The 21,095-nt window shown below is 63.1% G+C and carries 24 protein-coding genes and 1 riboswitch; of the genes, 8 read left to right on the top strand and 16 right to left on the bottom strand.

What is annotated here, in order from left to right:
* Positions 1-16: 16 nt before the first annotated feature.
* Together GH663_RS13990 and GH663_RS13985 are read right to left on the bottom strand one after the other, a co-directional pair.
* A complete protein-coding gene (locus tag GH663_RS13990) occupies positions 17-910 on the bottom strand; it encodes an ROK family protein (RefSeq protein WP_153132332.1) in 894 nt (297 codons plus the stop codon).
* Positions 911-913: 3 nt separating this feature from the next.
* Entirely contained in the window at positions 914-1,564 is a 651-nt protein-coding gene (locus tag GH663_RS13985) for a class I SAM-dependent methyltransferase (protein WP_153132331.1), read from the bottom strand.
* A gap of 75 nt (positions 1,565-1,639) precedes the next feature.
* Between GH663_RS13985 and GH663_RS13980 the strand changes: the two genes are divergently transcribed.
* Positions 1,640-1,978, top strand: coding sequence for a DUF1840 domain-containing protein (locus GH663_RS13980; protein WP_153132330.1), 339 nt, complete (start codon positions 1,640-1,642; stop codon positions 1,976-1,978).
* Between the two features lie 6 nt (positions 1,979-1,984).
* Here the strand turns inward: GH663_RS13980 and GH663_RS13975 are convergent, their stop codons facing one another.
* The 3 genes from GH663_RS13975 to GH663_RS13965 are packed head-to-tail and all read right to left on the bottom strand — an operon-like array spanning position 1,985 to position 3,330.
* Positions 1,985-2,554: a hypothetical protein gene (locus tag GH663_RS13975; protein WP_153132329.1), complete on the bottom strand. Its 570-nt coding sequence runs from the start codon at positions 2,552-2,554 to the stop codon at positions 1,985-1,987.
* Positions 2,555-2,585: 31 nt separating this feature from the next.
* Positions 2,586-2,960: a cupin domain-containing protein gene (locus GH663_RS13970; protein WP_211371155.1), complete on the bottom strand. Its 375-nt coding sequence runs from the start codon at positions 2,958-2,960 to the stop codon at positions 2,586-2,588.
* A 1-nt stretch (position 2,961) separates the two neighbouring features.
* Positions 2,962-3,330: a c-type cytochrome gene (locus tag GH663_RS13965; protein ID WP_153132327.1), complete on the bottom strand. Its 369-nt coding sequence runs from the start codon at positions 3,328-3,330 to the stop codon at positions 2,962-2,964.
* Positions 3,331-3,386: 56 nt separating this feature from the next.
* Between GH663_RS13965 and GH663_RS13960 the strand changes: the two genes are divergently transcribed.
* Positions 3,387-4,124 carry an N-acetylmuramoyl-L-alanine amidase family protein gene (locus GH663_RS13960; RefSeq protein WP_153132326.1) on the top strand — a complete coding sequence of 246 codons (738 nt, stop codon included), beginning with the start codon at positions 3,387-3,389 and terminating at the stop codon, positions 4,122-4,124.
* Here the strand turns inward: GH663_RS13960 and murB are convergent.
* The 4 genes from murB to GH663_RS13940 all read right to left on the bottom strand — a co-directional run bounded on the left by murB (position 4,075) and on the right by GH663_RS13940 (position 9,749).
* Positions 4,075-5,088 (bottom strand): UDP-N-acetylmuramate dehydrogenase, encoded by a 1,014-nt coding sequence (gene murB / locus GH663_RS13955; RefSeq protein WP_153132325.1) that lies wholly within the window; start codon positions 5,086-5,088, stop codon positions 4,075-4,077. The genes GH663_RS13960 and murB overlap by 50 nt on opposite strands.
* Before the next feature lie 27 nt (positions 5,089-5,115).
* The gene (locus GH663_RS13950) at positions 5,116-5,328 is read right to left on the bottom strand and encodes a type II toxin-antitoxin system HicB family antitoxin (protein ID WP_153132324.1); all 213 of its coding nucleotides are present in this window, start codon (positions 5,326-5,328) and stop codon (positions 5,116-5,118) included.
* Positions 5,329-5,393: 65 nt separating this feature from the next.
* On the bottom strand, positions 5,394-9,056 hold the full coding sequence (metH, locus tag GH663_RS13945; protein WP_153132369.1) for a methionine synthase: 3,663 nt from the start codon (positions 9,054-9,056) through the stop codon (positions 5,394-5,396).
* 81 nt (positions 9,057-9,137) lie between these two features.
* A riboswitch (S-adenosyl-L-homocysteine riboswitch) is annotated at positions 9,138-9,205 on the bottom strand.
* 49 nt (positions 9,206-9,254) lie between these two features.
* On the bottom strand, positions 9,255-9,749 hold the full coding sequence (locus GH663_RS13940) for a hypothetical protein (RefSeq protein ID WP_153132323.1): 495 nt from the start codon (positions 9,747-9,749) through the stop codon (positions 9,255-9,257).
* A 68-nt stretch (positions 9,750-9,817) separates the two neighbouring features.
* On the opposite strand from GH663_RS13940, the gene GH663_RS13935 reads away from it, so the two are divergent.
* Positions 9,818-10,210 (top strand): rhodanese-like domain-containing protein, encoded by a 393-nt coding sequence (locus tag GH663_RS13935; protein WP_153132322.1) that lies wholly within the window; start codon positions 9,818-9,820, stop codon positions 10,208-10,210.
* Here GH663_RS13935 and GH663_RS13930 read toward each other — a convergent pair.
* From GH663_RS13930 to GH663_RS13920, 3 genes are read right to left on the bottom strand one after another with little or no spacing between them, the layout of a single operon-like run.
* The gene (locus GH663_RS13930) at positions 10,190-11,389 is read right to left on the bottom strand and encodes a multidrug effflux MFS transporter (RefSeq protein ID WP_153132321.1); all 1,200 of its coding nucleotides are present in this window, start codon (positions 11,387-11,389) and stop codon (positions 10,190-10,192) included. The genes GH663_RS13935 and GH663_RS13930 overlap by 21 nt on opposite strands.
* The gene (locus GH663_RS13925; RefSeq protein WP_153132320.1) at positions 11,382-12,875 is read right to left on the bottom strand and encodes a YifB family Mg chelatase-like AAA ATPase; all 1,494 of its coding nucleotides are present in this window, start codon (positions 12,873-12,875) and stop codon (positions 11,382-11,384) included. The genes GH663_RS13930 and GH663_RS13925 overlap by 8 nt, the downstream gene beginning before the upstream one ends.
* Positions 12,876-12,879: 4 nt before the next feature.
* Positions 12,880-13,119 (bottom strand): accessory factor UbiK family protein, encoded by a 240-nt coding sequence (locus tag GH663_RS13920; RefSeq protein ID WP_153132319.1) that lies wholly within the window; start codon positions 13,117-13,119, stop codon positions 12,880-12,882.
* A gap of 185 nt (positions 13,120-13,304) precedes the next feature.
* On the opposite strand from GH663_RS13920, the gene GH663_RS13915 reads away from it, so the two are divergent.
* The 5 genes from GH663_RS13915 (at position 13,305) to GH663_RS13895 (ending at position 18,239) form a co-directional block, all read left to right on the top strand.
* Entirely contained in the window at positions 13,305-14,054 is a 750-nt protein-coding gene (locus tag GH663_RS13915; protein WP_153132318.1) for a carbonic anhydrase, read from the top strand.
* 537 nt (positions 14,055-14,591) lie between these two features.
* Positions 14,592-15,425, top strand: coding sequence for a TorF family putative porin (locus GH663_RS13910; protein WP_153132317.1), 834 nt, complete (start codon positions 14,592-14,594; stop codon positions 15,423-15,425).
* A gap of 82 nt (positions 15,426-15,507) precedes the next feature.
* Positions 15,508-15,846 (top strand): P-II family nitrogen regulator, encoded by a 339-nt coding sequence (gene glnK / locus GH663_RS13905; protein ID WP_066883083.1) that lies wholly within the window; start codon positions 15,508-15,510, stop codon positions 15,844-15,846.
* Positions 15,847-15,856: 10 nt separating this feature from the next.
* The gene (locus GH663_RS13900; protein ID WP_153132316.1) at positions 15,857-17,356 is read left to right on the top strand and encodes an ammonium transporter; all 1,500 of its coding nucleotides are present in this window, start codon (positions 15,857-15,859) and stop codon (positions 17,354-17,356) included.
* A 112-nt stretch (positions 17,357-17,468) separates the two neighbouring features.
* Complete coding sequence (locus GH663_RS13895) at positions 17,469-18,239, top strand: metallophosphoesterase (RefSeq protein ID WP_153132315.1); 771 nt, start codon at positions 17,469-17,471, stop codon at positions 18,237-18,239.
* A gap of 8 nt (positions 18,240-18,247) precedes the next feature.
* Here GH663_RS13895 and GH663_RS13890 read toward each other — a convergent pair whose 3' ends face one another.
* The 4 genes from GH663_RS13890 to GH663_RS13875 form a co-directional block, all read right to left on the bottom strand.
* Positions 18,248-18,790: a hydrolase gene (locus tag GH663_RS13890; protein WP_153132314.1), complete on the bottom strand. Its 543-nt coding sequence runs from the start codon at positions 18,788-18,790 to the stop codon at positions 18,248-18,250.
* Between the two features lie 3 nt (positions 18,791-18,793).
* On the bottom strand, positions 18,794-19,657 hold the full coding sequence (gene purU / locus GH663_RS13885; RefSeq protein ID WP_153132313.1) for a formyltetrahydrofolate deformylase: 864 nt from the start codon (positions 19,655-19,657) through the stop codon (positions 18,794-18,796).
* Between the two features lie 10 nt (positions 19,658-19,667).
* Positions 19,668-20,279: a bifunctional phosphoserine phosphatase/homoserine phosphotransferase ThrH gene (gene thrH, locus GH663_RS13880; protein ID WP_153132312.1), complete on the bottom strand. Its 612-nt coding sequence runs from the start codon at positions 20,277-20,279 to the stop codon at positions 19,668-19,670.
* 105 nt (positions 20,280-20,384) lie between these two features.
* The gene (locus GH663_RS13875; RefSeq protein ID WP_153132311.1) at positions 20,385-20,798 is read right to left on the bottom strand and encodes a hemerythrin family protein; all 414 of its coding nucleotides are present in this window, start codon (positions 20,796-20,798) and stop codon (positions 20,385-20,387) included.
* Positions 20,799-21,095 lie beyond the last annotated feature (297 nt).

Genomic DNA, 21,095 nt, shown 5'->3' with positions numbered 1-21,095 from the left:
TCGCCGGATTTTGCCATCAATTCCACAACCAGGCAGCGCCGCGTACCCCCGAGGAATCGCCATGTGCCGGCGGCAGGATGCGGTTGCAAAAAACGTCGGAAAAAATGTGTGGACCGCAGCGCTCCGGCAGGTTGCGGTAGAGGCGCTGCATTTTCGACAGGCCGCCGCCGAGGACGATGACCTGCGGATCAAGGACGTTGATGATGCCGGCCAGGGCCCGGCCCAGGCGTGCTTCGTAACGTTGTAGCGTCGCTTCGCAGGCGGCATCGCCGGCCGCCGCGCGCTGCTCGATCTGCTCGGCGCTTAGCGTTGCGCCGTTGTGGCGCCGGTGGTCGGCACTCATTCCTGGTCCGGAAAGGTAGGTTTCGACACAGCCGGCCCGGCCGCAATAACAGGCCGGCAGCGGCAGATCGGCAGTGTCGGGCAGCGGCAAGGGGTTATGCCCCCATTCGCCGGCAATGCCATTGGCGCCGGTCAACACCTGCTGGCGGACGACGATGCCGCCGCCGACGCCGGTGCCGAGGATGACCCCGAAGACGATTTCTGCGTCGCGACCGCTGCCGTCGATCGCTTCCGACAGCGCAAAGCAGTTGGCATCGTTGGCCAGTCGCACCTCGCGCTGCAACAGGCTTTGCAGATCCTGGCGCAGCGGCTGGCCGATCAGGCAGGTCGAATTGGCGTTCTTGATCAGCCCGCTGGCCTGCGACTCGGAACCGGGAATGCCGATGCCGAGCGTACCGCGCCGGCCGAGTTCGCTTTCAGCCGCGATGACCAGGCCGGCCACCGCCTGCAGCGTCGCCGGGTAGTCGCCCTGCGGCGTCGCAACGCGCCGGCGCAGCAACGCCTGTCCGTCGTCGCCGAGGGCGATGATTTCGATCTTGCTGCCACCGAGGTCGATACCGAGACGCACGGATCAGACGCGGACGGCGATGCCCTTGACGTTGCCGTAAGTGGTGGTCAGCGTGCGCAGCACGCTGGCCCCGGCTTCGAGCAGCAGCATGAACAGGTTGCGTTCGCTATAGAGGCAGACCGGGCCGCGGATGCCGTATTTGCTGATCATGGCCGGGGCCAGTTCGGCAAAGCGCAGGTCGATCGGTGCTTCCGAGCCGGCATAGGCTTCGCTCAGTTCGGAATGCAGGCCGAGGATCGACAGGTAGAGCTTGCCGCCGATTTTCAGGCGGCGCATCAACTGGCGCACGACCTGGCGCGCCTCGCCGTAGCGCATGCCGCACAGACCGCGGCGAATGACGATGATGTCGAAGGGTTCGCCGCACAGATTTTCCGGCAGTTCGGTCAGCGAGCCGACGGTGAAGTGGATCTCGTCGCGCAGTCCGGCGGCGAGAATGCGGCCTTCGATGTCCTGGCGGCGCGACTCTTCGTCGACCACCGTGACCTGGGCGCCGAGGCCGGCGAACTTGACCGCCAATCCGCCTTTGCCGGCGGGCAGGATGAGTACCGAAACCCGGTGCTCGACCCGTTGCCGCTTGTTGCATTCTTCGAGCGCATAGCGCTCCAGTTCATCGGTCCCCGTCTCCAGGGGATTCGCAGTAATATTAGTTTTCATGATTTGTCTCCCACCCGATCCATTGTGCACGAAGGCCGGGCGCTCTGACAACCGGGAAAAAGCCAAGGAAAAAATATGCTAGTGACCTTCGAATCAAGCGAAACAAGCGAAGTCCTGATGTTCGCCGAAACAGCCAAGCTGCTGCTTGAGGCCATCGGCAAGGAAACGACCAAGCGTGGGACGTTCACCCAGGCCGAGATGCAGCCGGCCGCCGATGCCTTGCGCCAGGCCGTGCAGCGTTCGGAAGAGGCGGCGCCGCCGGTCGACGAGGACGAAGAGGAAGAACTGAAAAAGAAGAAGGAGCCGGTGATCGTGTTGCGTCAGCGGGCCTGGCCGCTGATCGACATGCTGGAGCGGACGGCGCGTTCCGGCCCCGATGCGCACATCGTGTGGAGTGCCGCGGCCGACTTCTGAGTCGCCTCAGAAGAGCTCGATATCGTCGCTCTTCTCTTTCATGTCGGCCATGAACTGCTCGATCGCCTGTTGTACCGGCATGCCCTGCATGACCGCGTCGAACATGGCGATTTCCTCGCGAGTCGAATACTTGGCCTTGATCCGGCCCTGCAGGCCGACCCATTCGGTCGGGTTGAACAGGCGGCCGGTATCGGCTACCAGGTCGCTCAGCTCGCCCAAGCTGAGGCCGACGTGGGCCAGGCGCTGAACCAGCTTGTCGTAGAACTGGAAGGCGATGATCGCCTGGTGCACCATGCTCGACACGTGTTCTGACACACCGCCCAGGTTCTGCTTGGCCTGGCCGACCGCGCCGTCGTCGGGCAGGGTCTGGATGGTGTCGGAGATGGTCTGCATGTAGCCGGCCATGGTGGTGAAGGAGTTGGTCAGCACTTCGACCGAGCTGTTGCTGTCCTTCATCGCCGACTCGATTTGCATCGCCGCCAGTTCCAGCATCAGCACCGTTTCGCGGACTTGGCTCCAGTTCAGGTCGGGCATGTGGGCGCTGGTGCCGCGCGGCAGGCTGGAAGGCTCGGTCATTATGGGGTTTGCTCCTTGGTCAGGCCGAAAACTATAGCGCACTTCCGGCTGGACGTTCCAGCACGACGTAGTGCTTGCGGACGGCCTGCAGGACTTCGAAGGTGCCCGTAAAGCCGCCGGGAATGACACAGGCGTCGCCCGGGCCGAATTCGCTGGCGTGGCCGGCGGCGTCGGTAATGCGCAGGCGGCCTTCGATGACGCAGAAGAACTCGTCCTTGCCGGGTGCGAAGGCGATCTGCCAGGCGCCCGGTTCGCAAGCCCAGATACCGGCTGACAGGTCGCCGCCCGGGGCAAGAAAGTGTTCGTGCGTCGTGCGCAGCGGATTGCCGGCGAGCAGGCGCTCCGGGCGCGGCCGGTCGTAGCTCGGTTCCGGGTTGGCGGTGGCGAAAACGGTCAGTTGCGGCATCTCATTTCTTCTTGCTGGCATCGGCTTTCTTGCGCCAGCGGGCGATATCGGCCGGCGTCGGTTCACTGAATTTGCCGCCGCCGGCATTGGCCATGAAGATGACGCCACGGGCGACTTCGAGATCGCTCAGGGCCGGGTTGCCGCCCTTCGCTGGCATCTGGCGGATACCACGCAGGGCGGTTGGTACCAGTTCGTTGAGGCCTTCGCGAACCAGCCCGCCCCAGCGTTTGCTGTCGCCGAGCCGCGGCGCATTCAGTTTGCCGTCGCCGTGGCACTCCTTGCAGGTCGATTCATAAACCTCGGCCCCGCTCTTGTCTTCGGCGAGAGCGGGCAGGGCAATCATGGCAAGCAGGGCTAGGAGCGGACGCATCGGCAAATCTCGGCTATGGTCGGGCGCGTATCTTAAATTGCCGCGATAATTTACGCATGCCTTTCCGCCGCCCGACGATTTTTGCCCTCTTGCTCTGGTCGACCGCCGCACTCGCCGCGCCGGCCCTGGTCGCCGTCGATGTCGGCCATGGTGTCAAGGATAGCGGCGCACTGAGCGCTCGTGGTCGTCCGGAATTCGAGTTCAACCAGGTCTTTGCCGGCGTGCTCGCCGAAGCGCTGCGCAGCCGGCAACTGAATGTCGCCGAAATAAACTTCGCCGGCGATATCGGCAGCCTGGCGGCGCGGCCGGCTCAGGCTAGGGGAAGTGACTTCTTCATTTCAATCCACCACGACTCGATCAGCGAAGCCTGGCTGCAGTTCTGGGACTGGGATGGTCGCGAGGCGAGCTACACCGAGGTCAAGCGCGGCTACGGCATTTTCGTCTCGGCGCAGAACCCGGACCTGTCGACCAGCCTGCGCTGCGCTTCGACCATTGGCGCCATGCTGCGCCGGGCCGGCTTCGTGCCGTCCACCTGGCACGGTCGCCGGCATCTGGCGGCCGATGCCGAAAATGGCGTCTGGTACTACGACAATCTGGTGGTGCTCTACCGGACGACGCTGCCGGCCGTGCTGTTCGAGGCCGGCGTCATCAAGCATCGCGAGGAGGAGCTGGAACTGCGCGACCCGGAACGCCAGGCGCGGATGGCCGACGCCGTGGCGACCGGCATCGCGGCCTGCCTGTCGGTTAGAGAAATATCGGTTCCGGCGTCAGATCCACCGCAAACTTCGCCCTGACCGCGGCCTGCACCGCCGCCATCGTCCGTTTGACATCCTCGCCGCGAGCACCGCCGTGGTTGACCAGGACCAGGGCCTGTTTTTCGTACATGCCGACCGGGCCGAGCGCCTTGCCTTTCCAGCCTGCCTGCTCGATCAGCCAGCCGGCGGCCAGCTTGACCCGGCCGTCGGCCTGCGGATAGCGCGGCAGGCCGGGGTGCTCGGCGGCCAGCGTTGCGGCCTGGGCCGGGCTGACCACCGGGTTGTGGAAAAAGCTGCCGCTGTTCGGGATCAGCGCCGGGTCGGGCAGCTTGCGCTGGCGCACGGCACTGATCGCGGCGGCGATGTCCTGCGGCGTCGGCGTGCCGATGGCCTGGCTGGCCAGTTCCTGGGCGACATCGGCGTAGCGGATATTGGCCTGCCAGGCTTTCGGCAGGCGGAAAATCACCGAGACGATGGCCAGCCGGCCGCTCAAATGCCAGCCTTCTTGCTTGAACAGGCTGTCGCGGTAGGCAAAACGGCAATCCTTGCGGTCGACGGTCAAAAAACACTGTTTTTCGAAATCCCAGGCGCTCAGCGAATGCAGCAGTTCGCCGACTTCCAGCCCGTAGGCGCCGATGTTCTGGATCGGCGCGGCGCCGACCAGGCCGGGAATCAGGCTCAGGTTTTCCAGCCCCGGCCAGCCCTGGGCCAGGGTCCACTGCACGAAGTCATGCCAGTTCTCGCCGGCTGCGGCCTCGACATACCAGGCCTCGGCATCCTCGCGCAGCAGGCGCTTGCCGGGAATCGCCATGTGCAGCACCAGACCGTCAAAATCCCCGGTCAGCACCAGATTGCTGCCGCCGCCAAGGATGAAGCGGCGGGCGGCGCGTAACTCGGCGGCCGCCAACTGGCCGGGAGCGGTAATCTTTTGGTAGCGGGCTGCCTGGCCCGGGAGGGCGAGCGTGTTGAAAGGGCTGAGGTCGACGTTTTGTTGCAGGGTCATGGCGCAGGGGGTCGAGGTCGACCGCCCTTATTCCTCGTCGTCGTCTTGTTCTTCGAGCTTGCGGATCAGCGCCTCGGCGTTGCGTTCGGCGTACAGCTCGATCGCTTCCTGCAGGTTGGCGAGGGCTTCTTCTTCGGTGGCGCCGTCGCTGCTGATCGGAAGATCCAGGCAACGCGCGACAAAAATCCCGTCTTCGGGATAAACCTCGTATTTGATTTTGAATGGTGCGGGTTCGTTCATGGCGCTAAAGCTTCAATGGTTCGGGGGGCCGGGCGGGATGCCGCCCGGCGGTAAATCGGGAATGCTTACAGCAAAGGAGCCAGCCAGTACTCCGCATCCTTGACCGACATGCCTTTGCGCGCCGCCCAGTCTTCCAGCTGATCGCGGGCGATCTTCGGAATGGCGAAGTAGGCAGCCGCCGGATGGCCGATGTAGAAGCCGGAAACGGCAGCGGCCGGGGTCATCGCGCAGGATTCGGTGAGCTGCATGCCGGCGTTGGTCGGGGCATCGAGCAGGGCGAACAGTTCGCGCTTGGCGGTGTGGTCCGGGCAGGCCGGGTAGCCGGGGGCGGGGCGGATGCCCTGGTATTGCTCGGCGACCAGCGCGTCGTTGTCGAGTGCCTCGTCGGCGCCATAACCCCAGTAGTGAGTGCGCACTCGCATGTGCAGCCACTCGGCGGCGGCTTCGGCCAGGCGGTCGGCCAGCGACTTGAGCATGATTGCCGAGTAGTCGTCGTTGGCCGCTTCGAACTCGGCCACCTTGGCATCAATGCCGAGGCCGGCGGTGACGGCGAAGGCGCCGACGTAGTCGTGGTCGCCGAGGTAATCGGCCAGTGCCACATTGAAGCGGCCCTTCGGTTGCTTGTGCTGCTGGCGCAGGCCGACCCAGCGGGTCAGCTCGGTGGTCCGGCTTTCGTCGCTATAAATGATGATGTCTTCATTGTCGGCCTTGGCCGGGTAGAGGCCGAAGACGGCACGGGCGGTCAACCAGTTCTCGGCGACGATTTTGTCGAGCATCGCCTTGGCGTCGGCGAACAGCTGGCGGGCGGTTTCGCCGACCACCTCGTTTTCGAGGATGGCCGGGTAGCGGCCGGCCAGGTCCCAGCTCTGGAAGAAGGGCGACCAGTCGATGAACAGCGTCAGGTCTTCCAGTTCGAGATCAATCGCCTGCAAACCGAGTTGCTTCGGCACCACCGGCGTGTAGGGCTGGTTCCACGTGAAACGGTTGGCGCGGGCCTCGGCCAGCGTGACCAATGTGGCGCCCTTGCGGCCGGCATGCTCGGCGCGCACGGTTTCGTACTCGGCAACGATTTCGGCCATGTAGCCATCGCGCTGGTCGGTGGACAGCAGCTTGGTGGCGACGCCGACGGCGCGCGAGGCATCGGGCACGTAGACCACGGCACCTTCGGTATTGGGGGCGATCTTGATCGCGGTATGGGCACGGCTGGTCGTCGCGCCGCCGATCAGCAGCGGCTGCTTCATGTTCAGGCGCTGCATTTCGCTGGCGACGTGGGCCATTTCCTCGAGCGACGGGGTGATCAGGCCGGACAGACCGATGATATCGACACGGTGTTCGAGGGCCGCCTTCAGGATGTTGTCGCAGGAGACCATGACGCCGAGGTCGACGACGTCGTAGCCATTGCAGCCGAGGACGACGCCGACGATGTTCTTGCCGATGTCGTGCACGTCGCCTTTAACGGTAGCCATCAGGATCTTGCCCTTGGAGCCGAGGCCGGTGCGGCTCTTTTCCGCCTCGATGTAGGGCAGCAGGTGGGCGACTGCCTGTTTCATGACGCGGGCCGACTTGACGACCTGCGGCAGGAACATCTTGCCGGCGCCGAACAGGTCGCCGACATGGTTCATGCCGGCCATCAGCGGGCCTTCGATGACGGCGAGCGGCGGCTTGCCGGCGGCTTCGAGCTGGGCGCGCACTTCCTCGGTATCGGCCACGACGAAATCGGTGATGCCTTTAATGAGGGCGTGTTCCAGGCGCTTTTCGACCGACTGTTCGCGCCACGAAAGATCCGGGCCGCTGTCCTTGGCCTTGCCTTCCTTGACGGTCTGGGCGAAATCGACCAGCGCCTCGCCGGCGCCCGGATGGCGGTTCAAGACGACGTCCTCGACCTTGTTGCGCAGTTCCGGCTCAAGGTCGTCGTAGACGCCGAGCATGCCGGCATTGACGATACCCATGGTCATGCCGGCCTGGATCGCGTGGTAGAGGAAGACGGTGTGGATCGCCTCGCGCACCGGGTCGTTGCCGCGGAAGCTGAAGGAAACGTTGGAGACGCCGCCGGAAATGTGGGCGTGCGGCAGGTGTTGCTTGATCCAGCGCACCGACTCGATGAAATCGACGGCGTAGTTGTCGTGTTCCGGAATGCCGGTGGCGATGGCGAAGATGTTCGGGTCGAAGATGATATCTTCGGCCGGGAAGCCGATGCTCAACAGCAGGTCGTAAGCGCGCTTGGAAATCTCGGTCTTGCGGGCGAAGGTGTCGGCCTGGCCCTTTTCGTCGAAGGCCATGACGATCACTGCAGCGCCGTAGCGGCGGGCCAGCTTGGCCTGTTCGAGGAACTTGGCTTCGCCTTCCTTCATCGAGATCGAATTGACGATGCCCTTGCCCTGAATGCACTTGAGGCCGGCCTCGATGACTTCCCACTTCGACGAGTCGATCATGATCGGCACCCGCGAAATGTCCGGCTCGGAGGCGATCAGCTTCAAGAACTTGTCCATGGCGGCCAGCGAATCGAGCATCGCCTCGTCCATGTTGATGTCGATGACCTGGGCGCCGTTTTCCACCTGCTGGCGGGCGACGGCCAGCGCGTCGTCGAAGCGGCCTTCGAGAATCATCCGGGCGAAGGCCTTCGAGCCGGTGACATTGGTCCGCTCGCCGACATTGACGTACAGCGAATCGGCGCCGACGTTGAACGGCTCCAGCCCGGAGAGGCGAAGCTTCTTCTCGATTTTCGGCACTTGGCGCGGGTTGACCGCAGCAACGCGCTGGGCGATGGCCGCGATGTGCTCGGGCGAGGTGCCGCAGCAGCCGCCGACGATATTGACGATGCCGGTCTTCGCCCAGCTTTCGATCTCGTCGGCCAGCATCTCGGCCGTCTCGTCGTAGCCGCCGAAGGCGTTGGGCAGGCCGGCGTTGGGGTGGGCCGAGACGTAGCAATCGCAGACGCGCGACAGCTCTTCGACATACTGGCGCAACTCCTTGGCGCCGAGCGCGCAGTTCAGGCCAAACGACAGCGGCTGGATATGGTTCAGCGAATTCCAGAAAGCTTCGGCGGTCTGGCCGGACAGCGTGCGGCCGGAGGCATCGGTAATGGTGCCCGAGATCATCACCGGCCAGCGGCGGCCGGCACGGTCGAAGAAGGTTTCGATGGCGAACAGTGCGGCCTTGGCGTTCAGCGTGTCAAACACGGTTTCAACGAGAAGGATGTCGGCGCCGCCTTCGACCAGGCCGGTGATTGCCTCGATGTAATTGCCAACCAGTTCGTCAAAAGTGACGTTGCGGTAGCCGGGGTCGTTGACGTCCGGCGAGATCGAGGCGGTGCGGCTGGTCGGGCCGAGCACGCCGGCGACGAAGCGTGGCTTGGCCGGGTTGGCGGCGGTCAATTCGTCGCACAGCACGCGGGCCAGTTTGGCGCCTTCGAAATTCAGTTCATAGACCAGTTCCGACAGGTTGTAGTCGGCCTGCGACACGGCGGTCGAGTTGAAGGTGCAGGTTTCGAGGATGTCGGCGCCGGCTTCAAGGTACTCGCGGTGGATGCCGCCGATGATGTCGGGCCGGGTCAGGACCAGGAGGTCGTTGTTGCCCTTCAGGTCGTGCGGGTGGGCGGCGAAGCGCGTACCGCGGTAATCGGCTTCCTGCAGGCCGTGGCGCTGGATCATTGTGCCCATGGCGCCGTCGAGGACGAGTAGGCGCTGCTCAAGAAGGGCGGAAAGTTCGGCGGTACGGTCGGCTTGAATCATGATCACCTCGGCAAATCGGCAAAAACCAGAAAACACACCGGGGGCACCGCAAAAACAAACGGCGCCACAAACCGGCTGGGTTTGCGAGCGCCGTTGATCATTGCCGAGCCTGGCCCCATTGCAGGGTCGCAGCGCTCCTCGGCAGGACTGCTAGTTTACTGGTCGCCGCCCGGACTGCCAAGTGCCTTGATTTGCCTAGCCTTTCATCGCGACGCGCTTCGCGGTCTTGCCGACCCCGCCGCTGCGCAGGTCGAAATGCACGCTGAAGTAGGTTTCCTCGGTCGGCGGCACGCCTTCGACTCGCCATTCCCAGACCTCTTCGCCGAGATTGTCGAAGACGACTTTGCTCGCCGGCGCCCCAAGCAGGCGGCGGATTTCATCCCGGCTCATGCCGTCGCGGATGCGGCCGAAATTGGCCTCGGTCAGCACCTGTTCCAGCTTCTGGACGATCTGGTCGCCGCCGATGGTGATCATGTAGCAGGTCGTGCCGCTGGGCTGGCGGGTGTACTCCCAGGTCACGCTGCCGTCCGGATTGCTGAACTCGAAGCCGGGGTTGCCCATCCGGGAGCGGACTTCGGCAGCCGTGGTTATGCCCGGCTTGATTTCCGGCAGATTGACGACATCGCAGGCCGGCAGCAGGACGGCGGCGAGGGCGGTGGCGGCGGTGGTGATCCAGGTCGGTAGTTTCATGGGGCGAGTTTACGCGTTTGCTGATCAGCTTCCATAATATCGGCACCGCCTAATTTACGGATATGCCGATGCAGCATCTTGACCCTCGCGCCGCCCACGAATTTCTGCAGCAAACGCCGGGGGCCGTGCTGGTCGATTGCCGGACCGAAATCGAGCACATGTATGTCGGGCACCCGCTCGGCGCCGAGCATGTCGCCTGGCAGGAGGCGCCGGAGTGGGAGGTCGATCCGGAATTCGCCGACCAGGTGAAACGCCTGGTGCGCAGCGACCTGGCGCGGCCGGTGCTGCTCATCTGCCGCAGCGGGCATCGTTCGCTGGCGGCCGGCGAGGCGCTGGAGGCCGCCGGCTTCAGCACCGTGATCAATGTGCTGGAAGGCTTCGAAGGGCCGCTCGATGGTGCCTATCACCGCGGTACCCGCGGCGGCTGGCGCTACCACGGCTTACCGTGGCAGCAATCCTGAACGGCGATGGGCGAGGGCTGCAAATCCGCCCAGCAGCAGCAGGCCGGCCATGCCGAGGGCCAGGGTCAGCGTTGAACCCCACAGCGCGGGGGCGATGAGCGCGGCGCCGAGGCTGTTGCTGCTCGACTGGAAGAAGGTCTGGCAGGAAGCGGCGAGGCCGCGCTGCTCGGGAAAAGGGTCGAGGGCGAGGATGGTCAGGCAGGGCATGGTCAGCGACATGCCGGTGGTGTAGAGCAAGATCGGCATGACGCTCCACGGCAGGCCGGGCGGCAGTGTCAGGTTGAGGCCGACGTTGATCGTCGCGGCGCCGAGCATCAAGCCATAGCCGAGGCCGATGGTCCTTTCCAGCGAACGCTTGCCGGCCAGCCGGCTGGACAGCCAGGAGCCGAGCACCATGCCGCACATGGCCGGGCCGAACAGCCAGAGAAAACCGGTTTCGGGAACGCCGAGATGGGTCATCAGGAAGACCGGCGCCGACAACACGTAGATGAAGAAACCGAGGAAGTTGGCCGAGACGGCGACGCAGGCGAGCAGGAAGCGGCCGGAACTGAGTACTTTCCAGTAGGTACGGCCGAGATAACTCGGCTTCAGCGACTGGCGTTTTTCCGGCGGCAGCGTTTCCGGCAGCAGTTTCCAGCAGGCGAGGCCGAGTCCGGCGGTCAACAGCACCAGAAAGGCAAAAACCGAGCGCCAGCCGAAGAAGGTCTGCAGCCAGCCGCCGATCAGCGGGGCGACGGCTGGGGCAAGCGCGAACATCATGGTGATCTGCGCCATCAGACGCTGGGCTTCGGCGCCGTCGAACAGGTCGCGGACGATGGCCCGACTGATGACGATTCCAGCACCGGCGGTGACACCCTGCATCGCTCGCCAGAACCACAACTGCTCGATACTGGTGGCGACGGTGCAGCCGGCCGAGGCGATACCGAACAGGGCGAGCGCAGCGAGAATGACCCGGCGCCGGCCAAAACGGTCGGCAATGGCGCCATGCCACAAGGTCATCACCGCAAAGGCGAGCAGATAGGCGGACAGCGTCTGCTGCACTTCGAGCTGGCTGGCGCCGAGCTTCTCTGCGATTTCGTGGAAGGAGGGCAGGTAGGTGTCGATCGAGAACGGCCCGAGTGCCGACAACGAAGCCAGCAACAGCGCAATGCCGCGCGGCGCGGCCTTCTTTTCAGTCATGGGCGAGGCGGCGGTACTGGATGGCTTCGGCAATATGGGGGGCACGGATGCAGTCGCTGGCGGCGAGGTCGGCAATGGTCCGGGCGACTTTCAGGATGCGGTGCCAGGCCCGGGCCGAGAGGTCGAGCCGGGCGATCGCCTGCTTGAGCAGCGCGGCGCCGGCTTCGTCCGGCGTGCAGTGGTTTTCGATCTCGCCGGCGCTGAGCCGGGCATTGCTCTTGGCTTGCCGTTGGTGCTGGCGGGCCAGGGCCGGCTCGACGCGGGCCCGCACGGTGGCCGAGCTTTCCGCCTCGGCCTTGCCACTTAGGGCTTCGGCCGGCAGGGCCGGGACTTCGATCAGCAGGTCGATGCGGTCGAGGAAAGGGCCGGACAGTTTGCCGCGATAGCGCGCGATCTGGTCCGGCGTGCACCGGCACTTGCCGTTGCCGTGGCCGTGAAAGCCGCAAGGGCACGGGTTCATTGCCGCAATCAGCTGGAATTCGGCGGGAAACTCGGCCTGGCGGGCGGCGCGGGCGATGTGGATGCGGCCCGATTCGAGCGGTTCGCGCAGGGTTTCGAGAACCTTGCGGTCGAACTCGGGCAGTTCGTCGAGAAACAGCACGCCCTGATGGGCCAGGCTGATTTCGCCGGGGCGCGGCGGGTTGCCGCCGCCAACCAGGGCGACCGCCGAAGCAGTATGGTGCGGCTGCCGATAGGGTCGCTGGCCGAAGCTTTCCGGCCGGAACTGGCCGACCAGGGAGAGGACGGCGGCCGATGCCTTGGCTGCCTCGCTGTCCAGCGCCGGCATCAGTCCGGGCAGGCGGGCGGCCAGCATCGACTTGCCGGCGCCGGGCGGACCGACCATCAGCAGCGAATGGCCGCCGGCCGCGGCAATTTCCAGCGCCCGCTTGGCCTGGCTCTGGCCGCGCACTTCGCCGAGGTCGGCGAAAACAGCCTGTTTTTCGCGGTCGACCGCAGGCGCTGCCGGCAGGCTGGCCTGTTCGGCCAGGTGGGCGCAGACCTCAAGCAGCGAACTGGCGGCGAGGATGTTGCCGGCGCCGGTCAGGGCCGCTTCGCTGGCACTCGCCGTCGGCAGGATGAAAGCCTTGCCGTTGCCGGCCGTCTGCAGAGCCATGGCGAGCGCGCCGCGGATCGGCCGCAACTCGCCGGAGAGCGACAGTTCGCCGGCAAATTCGTAATCGGCGAGGGCTTTGGCCGGCGTCTGGCCGCTGGCAGCGAGGATGCCGAGCGCAATCGGCAGGTCGAAGCGGCCGGATTCCTTGGGCAGGTCGGCCGGTGCGAGATTGACGGTGATCCGTTTGGCGGGAAATTCGAAGCCGGAATTGACGATGGCGGCGCGCACGCGGTCGCGCGCTTCCTTGACTTCGGTATCCGGTAGGCCGACCAGCGTGAAGCCGGGCAAGCCGCTGGCGATGTGTACCTCGACCAGTACCGGTGGGGCGTTGAGGCCGTCCAGGCCGCGACTGTGGGCGACGGCCAGCGCCATGGCCTTAAGCCTGACGTGCTTTTTCCAGCGCGTCGACGCGGGCTTCCAGTTCCTTAAGTTTTTGCCGGGTGCGGGCCAGGACTTCGGCTTGCACGTCGAATTCTTCGCGGGTGACGAGATCAAGCTTGCCGAGCAGGCCGCTCATCACCGCCTTGGCGTTTTTTTCAATGTCCTTGGCCGGCGAATTGGCTAGCAGGGCGCTCATTTTGGCGCCGAAATCTTCAAGGATTTTAGGATCGAGCATGGGTTTCTCCGTTTCTGAGCAGTGTACCACAGGGCCTGATTCGACCTCTTTACGCCCTTGCACTATGGATATTTATCTTTATGCCACAAAGGTATAGATTTGCGGTGCAGTAGCTGATCTTATGGGGCGTATTTCTTCTGGAGTAAGCATAACGCTGCGAAAGTGGCTTTTTTGGGGGTAACGCAATGAAATTCGAGAGAGCACTGATTGCTGTTGGTCTGATTTCTTTGTCCGGATTCGTTGGCGCGGCGGACGAACACGCCGGGCATGGCGCGCATTGGGGATATGAAGGCAATGTTGGTCCAGATCAGTGGACCTCATTGAAGCCGGAATTCAGCGCTTGTGCCGGGAAAAACCAGTCTCCGATCGATGTGTCCGGGACTATCGATGCCAAGTTAAAACCCCTTCGCTTTAGCTACAAGGCGGGTGGTCACGAGGTGGTTAACAACGGCCACACGATCCAGGTCAATATCGATACTGGCAGTAGCGTCGTGGTAGACGGTATCCAGTTCGACTTGAAGCAGTTTCACTTCCATTCACCCAGTGAGAACCATATCAGCGGCAAGTCCTACCCGCTTGAGGCGCATCTTGTTCATGCCGATAAGGATGGCAATCTTGCCGTCGTTGCTGTCGTTTTCAATGAAGGCCCGGCGAACGCAACGGTAGCTGCGGCCTGGAGCCAGATGCCGAAGGCAGAAGGAAAGGCTGTGCTGCCAACGAAAGTCTCTGCTGCCGGCTTGCTTCCCAAGAGTCACGATTACTATCGCTACAATGGTTCGCTGACGACACCGCCATGTACAGAAGGTGTACGTTGGATCGTCATGAAGAAGCCGATGACAGTGTCTAAAGAGCAACTCAACGCCTTCCAGACGAATCTTGGGTTTGCCAATAATCGCCCGATTCAGCCCGCAAATGCCCGGCCAATTTTGAAGTAACGCGAACAGCAATCATCGCTACGGGGCAGAGTCCTGATCTGGTCAAGATTTCTGCCCCGGTGATTGCTCATGGTATGAATTTCCGGGGCGATTGGTACTCGGGCGCGACGATAAGCGGGTATCAAATCGATGACCATATCAAACGACAGACTGTTGTTTGACCGGAGTCATCTAGACAAGAACACAAAAAGCCCTTTGCTATTCCCTGCGGCAGTACGAGAACAATGAAGAGTGCCATTCTGGGGCGCTCCCCCTTGGTAGGTCTTTGCCTTTGCGTCAGCGCGGATTTTGGCTTTTTAGCTTTGTTCGGGTGCTGCCGTGCTGTTGTGCCACCCCCTCTATCGATCGCTGCTCGTCAATGGTGCGCCTGATTTGTGTTGTGCGCGATTTTGGTGCGCGATTTTGGTGTAATACAAGCGATGATAGATGTAATCATATGATTTAAATTAAAAAACAAGACCTGGCATACACCATGCTTGTGGTGTATTGCACAAATTTCCTTTTTCGCATTTTGAATTGTTCTACTGGAGAGAAAAAATGAAAAGATCACTGATCGCCCTTGCCCTTGTCAGCGCCTTCGCGGCACCTGTCTTCGCTCAATCTGCCGATCCTTCCAAGGATGAAGTGGTACCGGCCGGCCCGCACACGCTGACCGCCAACGTCGGCCTGTTCAGCGAGTACCGTTTCCGCGGTATCGCCCAGACGGCTTCCCGTCCGGCCATCCAGGGTGGTTTCGATTATTCGCACGCCAGCGGTTTCTACGTCGGTAACTGGAACTCCAACGTCGACGCTTCGGCCGGCTTCCCGGACGGCAACATCGAAATGGACTTCTACGGCGGCTACAAGGCAGCCTTCGGTGACTTCGGTGTCGACGTCGGCGGTATCTATTACTACTACCCGGGCAGCAGCTACGTGCCGGGCGGTCGTTCGCAAGCCGAAGCCGTCACCAACAAGGAAATCTACCTGGGTGCCTCGTGGAAGTTCATTTCCGCCAAGTGGTACTACTCGGTCGATGACTACTTCTCGATGCGCGGCTGGGACAGCACCGGTACCGCCAACGGCAACGGTACCAAGGGCACGCAGTATTTCGACCTGTCCGGTAACTTCGATCTCGGCTCCGGCTGGGGCATCAACGGCCACGTCGGTTACCTGAACATGGCCCATGCCTCGAACGCCGACTACACCGACTGGAAGCTCGGCGTGACCAAGGACATCAACGGCTGGGTGATCGGCGCCGCGTACATCGGCACCGACGCCAAGGGCAGCAAGAATGGCTCGAACTACCAGCCGTACTTGTTCACCAAGTCGAGTGGCTACCAGTACGACTCCGGCAAGGACACCGTCGTCGTCTCCGTTTCCCGTACCTTCTAATTACCTTTGAATCTTCCCCGCCGGTGACCCGGCCGGCGCCAGCGGGGAAGCAACCAATATCAACCCTTGTGAGGAACTACTCATGAAATTCGTTACCGCCATCATCAAGCCGTTCAAGCTTGACGAAGTGCGTGAGGCGCTTTCCGCCATCGGCGTGCAAGGCATCACGGTCACTGAAGTGAAGGGTTTCGGCCGGCAAAAAGGGCACACCGAGCTGTATCGGGGTGCTGAATATGTCGTCGATTTCCTGCCGAAAGTCAAAATCGAGGCTGCCGTGAAGAGCGAGCAGCTGGATCAGGTCATCGAAGCCATCGAAAAATCCGCCAGCACCGGCAAGATCGGCGACGGCAAGATTTTCGTCTTCGACGTCGAGCAGGTCATCCGTATCCGGACCGGCGAAACCGGTACCGACGCCCTTTAAGGAGCACAACATGAAACGCGTATTCGCATTGCTGGCTCTGGTCGGTGCAGTCGCTTTCGGCGCACCGGCCTGGGCTGAAGAAAAGGCTGCCGCGCCAGCCGCTGTCGCGACCGAGGCCGCTCCGGCTGCCGCCGCCGCCGCTGCCCCTGCTGCTGCCGCTCCCGCTGCGGCTGAAGCCGCCGCTCCTGCCGCCCCGGCTCCGGTCATCAACAAGGGTGACAATGCCTGGGTCATGGTCTGTGCCGCCCTCGTCATCCTGATGTCGATTCCTGGCCTGGCCCTGTTCTACGGCGGCCTGGTCCGCACCAAGAACATGCTGTCGGTGCTGATGCAGGTTTTCGTCACCTTCTCGCTGATCTCCGTGCTCTGGGTCGTCTACGGCTACTCGGCCGCCTTCACCGAAGGCAACGAGTTCTTCGGCGTTCTCGACAAGCTCTTCCTGAAGGGCGTCACCGTCGATTCCGTCGGCGCCACCTTCTCCAAGGGCGTCGTCATCTCCGAACTGGCCTTCGTGATCTTCCAGGGCGCCTTCGCGGCCATTACCTGCGGCCTGATCGTCGGTGCCTTCGCCGAGCGTGCCAAGTTCGCCGCCATCCTTGTCTTCATGGTCATCTGGTTTACGCTGTCCTACATCCCGATGGCCCACATGGTTTGGTACTGGGCTGGCCCGGATGCCTACATCGATGCCGCCGCCGGTGAAGCTGCGGGCAAGACGGCCGGCTTCCTGTTCCAGAAGGGCGCGCTCGACTTCGCAGGCGGTACCGTGGTGCATATCAATGCCGCCATCGCCGGCCTGGTCGGTGCCTACATGGTTGGCAAGCGCAGCGGCCTGGGCAATGTCTCGATGGCCCCGCACTCCCTGACCTTCACGATGATCGGTGCTTCCCTGCTGTGGTTCGGCTGGTTCGGTTTCAACGCCGGCTCCGCCCTCGAAGCCTCCGGCGGTGCTGCGCTGGCCATGGTCAACACCTGGGTCGCCACCGCTTGTGCCGCACTGTCCTGGATGTTTGCTGAATGGATCCTCAAGGGTAAGCCGTCCATGCTGGGTGCCGCTTCCGGTGCCGTCGCCGGCCTGGTGGCGATCACCCCGGCCGCCGGCTTTGTCGGTGTGATGGGCGCCATCATCATCGGCCTGCTGGCTGGTGTGGTCTGCCTGTGGGGCGTCAATGGCCTGAAGAAGCTGCTCGGTGCCGATGACTCCCTCGACGTCTTCGGCGTTCATGGCGTCGGCGGCATCCTCGGTGCCATCCTGACCGGCGTCTTCGCTGACCCGGCCCTGGGCGGCACGGGCGTCTATGACTACGTCGCCAACGCCGTCGGTGCCTACGACATGACGGCACAGGTGATCAGCCAGCTGTGGGGCGTCGGTACCGTGGTTGTCTGGTCGGGTGTCGTCTCCATCGTTGCCTACAAGCTGGTGGATATTGTCATCGGCCTGCGTGTGCCGGAAGACGAAGAGCGTGAAGGTCTCGACCTCACCTCGCACGGCGAAAGCGCCTACCACCACTAAGAGCGTGATCGGGCGGCTGGCTAGCCGGCCGCCTGGTCGATGACTCAGTAAAAATTAAGTCTCTCTCCTTCGGGCACCTTCGGGTGCCCGCTTTTTTTGCTAGTCTGCAGGGATGAGAATCGTCCAGCTCTCCGACCTGCACCTGCGTGATGGCCCGCTCTACAGCGCGGTCGACCCGTGGCTGGCCTGGAACCAGGCCTTGTCCCGGGTGTCCGGGCTGCTGCCGAGCCCCGAGCTGTTGCTGTTGAGCGGCGACCTGGCCGATGATGGCTTGCCGGACACTTATCGCCGACTGGCCGCTTCCCTGGGCGAGAGCGGCATCGACTTCGCCGTGTTGCCCGGCAATCACGATCAGCGGCAGGCACTGCGTGCTGCCTTTCCCGACCAGCCCTGGGGGCATCCGTTTCTTGCCTGCCAGCGCGTCGACCGCGGGGATTGCAGCTTGCTGCTGCTCGATACGCTGATCCCCGGCTGCGAAGCGGGCGAATTCAGTGCGGAGCAACTGGCCTGGTTGGAGGAGAACTGCCCGACCGGGCGGCGGACGATTATCGTCATGCACCATCCACCGTTCGCAGTCGGTATCGAGGGTATGGATCGCATTGCCTGTGCCGACGGCGAGCGCCTGGCGCAATGGCTGGCGTATCGGCCGCAGGTCGAGGCGCTGCTCTGCGGTCATGTCCATCGCCACGTGACGAGTTGCTTTGCCGGTCGTTTGGCGCTGACTGCGCCGTCGACGGTGCATCAGATTGCCTTGCAGGACGGTCCCTTGGCGTGGACCAGCGAGCCGGGGGCGATGCTGGTGCACGACTGGCTGCCCGGCCAGCCGCTCCGTACGCATTACCTGCCGCTACTGGCGGCGCCGGTGGTGGCTTACGCGGACTGAAGCAGGGCTTACTTGATGAGCGGCAGCAGGCGACGGAATTCGTCGGTGCCGGCGGCGTGCAGCCATTCGAAGAGGACCATTTCGCTGGTCACGATCTGGATGCCGGCGGCGCGCATCCGCTCGATGGCGGCGCTGCGGTTTTCCGGCGTGCGCGAGGAGGCGGCATCGGCGACCAGGAAGACCTCGAAGCCGGCGCCGAGCAGGCCAAAGGCCGTTTGCAGCACGCAGACATGGGTTTCGGTGCCGGTCAGGATGACTTGCGGCCGACGGGCGGCGCGCAGCATATCGATGACGCCCGGCTCGGCGGCGCAGGAGAAATGGGTTTTCTCGAAAAAATGGGCATCCGTCGCGGCGCTGCGGATTTCTGCGACGCTGGGCCCGAGGCCGCGCACGTATTGCTCGGAGACGAAGGCCGGCACGCCAAGCTGGCGGGCGCCTTCGAGTAGGCGGATGCTGTTGGCGATGACCCGCTCGCCTTCGAAGATGGCCGGGGCCAGCTTTTCCTGCAGGTCGACCAGCAGCAGCAGTGAATCGTCGCGTCGGATCAGCATGGCTTAGCGGAAAACCACGGTCTTGTTGCCATGCACCAGCACCCGGTCTTCCAGGTGATAGCGCAGGCCGCGGGCGAGCACGGTCTTCTCGATGTCCTTGCCGTAGCGCACCATGTCTTCCGGCGAATCGGAATGGTCGATGCGGATGACATCCTGCTCGATGATCGGCCCGGCATCGAGTTCGCTGGTCACGTAGTGGCAGGTCGCGCCGATCAGCTTGACGCCGCGTGTGTAGGCCTGGTGGTAGGGCTTGGCACCGGCGAAGCTGGGCAGGAAGCTGTGGTGGATATTGATGATCCGGCCGGCCAGCGCCTCGCACAGTTCCGGCGACAGGATCTGCATGTAGCGGGCGAGGACCATGGTGTCGCCGCGCACGTCGTCGAAAATGCGCTGCATCTCGGCATAGGCGCCCTTCTTGTTGTCGGCATTGACCGGCACATGATGGAAGGGGATGCCGTGCCATTCGACGAAACCGCGGAAGGTGTCGTGGTTGGAGATGACGCAGGGAATCTCGATGTCGAGTTCCTTGGCCTGCCAGCGGGCGAGCAGGTCGTAGAGGCAGTGTTCCTGCTTGGAAACGAGGACGACGACGCGCTTCTTGACCGCGCTGTCGTTGATCTGCCAGGTCATCGACAGCGGTTCGGCGACTTCGGTGCGGAAGCGTTCGCGGAACTCGGCGAGCAGGAAGGGCAGCGAACTGGCCTTGATCTCGAGACGCATGAAATAGCGACTGGTCAGCGCGTCCGAGTGGAAACTCGATTCGAGTATCCAGCCCCCGTGGCCGGCGATGAAACCGGAAACGCGGGCAATGATCCCGACCTGGTCGGGGCAGGAGGCGGAAAGCGTGTAGAAACGGTCGCTATGCATGCGTCGGGTCTCAGGCGGCCTTGGCGAAAGCTTTGTCGATCTCGCTGCGCAGGTCGTCGTAGTTCAGCACGACCGGGTACTGCGGGAATTCGCGGATGACGTTTTCCGGTGGGTGGAACAGGATGCCGCCGTGGGCCTCGCCGAGCATCGCCGTGTCGTTGTATGAGTCGCCGGCGGCGACGATCTTGAAGTTCAGTTCCTTGAAGCGCTTGACCGCTTCGCGCTTCTGGTCCGGCATGCGCAGGTGGTAATTGACCAGCATGCCGTCGGCGTCGTCTTCCAGCGAATGGCAGAACAGCGTCGGCCAGCCCAGTTGGCGCATCAGCGGGTGGGCGAATTCGTAGAAGGTGTCGGACAGGATGACGACCTGGTAATCCTCGCGCAGTTTGTCGAGGAAGGCGCGGGCGCCGGGCATCGGGCCCATTTCGGCGATCACCTTCTGGATGTCCGGTAGGCCGAGCTTGTGCTGGCGCAGGATGTCCAGGCGGTAAGTCATCAGCTTGTCGTAATCCGGCTCTTCACGCGTCGTGCGCATCAGTTCGGGAATGCCCGTGCGCTTGGAGAATTCGATCCAGATTTCGGGGACGAGAACCCCTTCGAGGTCAAGGCAGACGATTTGCACGGTTTTACTCCAGCGGGGTGTTCGGAAAAACGCCGATTTTACCTTATGAGGTTTGCTTTTCGGCCTATTTCGGGCGTCGACCGCCGGGGTCGGGCCTGGCGCCGCTCAGTTCTTCCGGGTGCTGACCGGCGCCGTGAAGTCGGCGATCTTGCGGTCTTCGGTGAGCAGGTGATCCTCGAAAATCTTGACCGCCCGCCGGCGCAACGTCTCGATTTCGGTCAGCTCGCCGCTGACCAGGGATTCGCAGATGTCGGCCGCCTTGGACAGGATCTGGTCATGCAACTCTTCGTGGCGCAGCGTATCGGGAAAGCCGATCCGCGCCAGATAGCGTTCCTGTTCATGGAAATGGCGGGTGGCCAGTTCGATCAACTGGCAGAAGTTGTTGGCGATGGTGGGGATCGACATGTTGCCGTCTGCGGGATCGCGCAGCTTCAGCAACAGTTCCGCGAGTTCGTCGCGGCTCTGGTCGAGCGCCTTGCGTCGCAAGGCGAGTTGGCAGGCATCGTTGGCGTTTTTCAATCGGTCACCGTCTTGTTCTGGGGGGGCTGGCGCCCGATTGTTTACGGGAGCCTAAATATGTTTTTGTGTAATTGGCATTTTTAACTCAATTTAATTGATTTTGCCATATGACAATATTTATATATTGAGAAATTCTTCACATGACAGGCCAATGAGGGGCGCCTGCGCATGGCGATTGATGAGTGCTGCTTGTCGATTGGGAAGAGTTGCGCGGGCACGACCTTGGCCTGCACCGCGAGGCGGGCAGGCCAAGTCCATCAATCAGGGTGTTGGCATGGCCGCAGCGGAGGCGGCGGC

Source organism: Dechloromonas hortensis, assembly GCF_009469765.1.
GTDB classification, from domain to species: Bacteria; Pseudomonadota; Gammaproteobacteria; order Burkholderiales; family Rhodocyclaceae; genus Azonexus; species Azonexus hortensis.
This window is presented reverse-complemented; position numbering and strand designations above follow the sequence as displayed.

What these genes read in the sequence shown, in the direction of transcription:
- GH663_RS13940 (WP_153132323.1), bottom strand. Translation starts at nt 9,749, where the DNA reads ATGAAACTACCGACCTGGATCACCACCGCCGCCACCGCCCTCGCCGCC.
- murB (WP_153132325.1), bottom strand. Translation starts at nt 5,088, where the DNA reads ATGACCCTGCAACAAAACGTCGACCTCAGCCCTTTCAACACGCTCGCC.
- GH663_RS13965 (WP_153132327.1), bottom strand. Translation starts at nt 3,330, where the DNA reads ATGCGTCCGCTCCTAGCCCTGCTTGCCATGATTGCCCTGCCCGCTCTC.
- GH663_RS13950 (WP_153132324.1), bottom strand. Translation starts at nt 5,328, where the DNA reads ATGAACGAACCCGCACCATTCAAAATCAAATACGAGGTTTATCCCGAA.
- GH663_RS13930 (WP_153132321.1), bottom strand. Translation starts at nt 11,389, where the DNA reads ATGACTGAAAAGAAGGCCGCGCCGCGCGGCATTGCGCTGTTGCTGGCT.
- GH663_RS13900 (WP_153132316.1), top strand. Translation starts at nt 15,857, where the DNA reads ATGAAACGCGTATTCGCATTGCTGGCTCTGGTCGGTGCAGTCGCTTTC.
- purU (WP_153132313.1), bottom strand. Translation starts at nt 19,657, where the DNA reads ATGCATAGCGACCGTTTCTACACGCTTTCCGCCTCCTGCCCCGACCAG.
- GH663_RS13970 (WP_211371155.1), bottom strand. Translation starts at nt 2,960, where the DNA reads ATGCCGCAACTGACCGTTTTCGCCACCGCCAACCCGGAACCGAGCTAC.
- GH663_RS13960 (WP_153132326.1), top strand. Translation starts at nt 3,387, where the DNA reads ATGCCTTTCCGCCGCCCGACGATTTTTGCCCTCTTGCTCTGGTCGACC.
- GH663_RS13935 (WP_153132322.1), top strand. Translation starts at nt 9,818, where the DNA reads ATGCAGCATCTTGACCCTCGCGCCGCCCACGAATTTCTGCAGCAAACG.
- GH663_RS13890 (WP_153132314.1), bottom strand. Translation starts at nt 18,790, where the DNA reads ATGCTGATCCGACGCGACGATTCACTGCTGCTGCTGGTCGACCTGCAG.
- GH663_RS13925 (WP_153132320.1), bottom strand. Translation starts at nt 12,875, where the DNA reads ATGGCGCTGGCCGTCGCCCACAGTCGCGGCCTGGACGGCCTCAACGCC.
- GH663_RS13895 (WP_153132315.1), top strand. Translation starts at nt 17,469, where the DNA reads ATGAGAATCGTCCAGCTCTCCGACCTGCACCTGCGTGATGGCCCGCTC.
- GH663_RS13975 (WP_153132329.1), bottom strand. Translation starts at nt 2,554, where the DNA reads ATGACCGAGCCTTCCAGCCTGCCGCGCGGCACCAGCGCCCACATGCCC.
- GH663_RS13910 (WP_153132317.1), top strand. Translation starts at nt 14,592, where the DNA reads ATGAAAAGATCACTGATCGCCCTTGCCCTTGTCAGCGCCTTCGCGGCA.
- GH663_RS13980 (WP_153132330.1), top strand. Translation starts at nt 1,640, where the DNA reads ATGCTAGTGACCTTCGAATCAAGCGAAACAAGCGAAGTCCTGATGTTC.
- GH663_RS13915 (WP_153132318.1), top strand. Translation starts at nt 13,305, where the DNA reads ATGAAATTCGAGAGAGCACTGATTGCTGTTGGTCTGATTTCTTTGTCC.
- glnK (WP_066883083.1), top strand. Translation starts at nt 15,508, where the DNA reads ATGAAATTCGTTACCGCCATCATCAAGCCGTTCAAGCTTGACGAAGTG.
- GH663_RS13985 (WP_153132331.1), bottom strand. Translation starts at nt 1,564, where the DNA reads ATGAAAACTAATATTACTGCGAATCCCCTGGAGACGGGGACCGATGAA.
- GH663_RS13920 (WP_153132319.1), bottom strand. Translation starts at nt 13,119, where the DNA reads ATGCTCGATCCTAAAATCCTTGAAGATTTCGGCGCCAAAATGAGCGCC.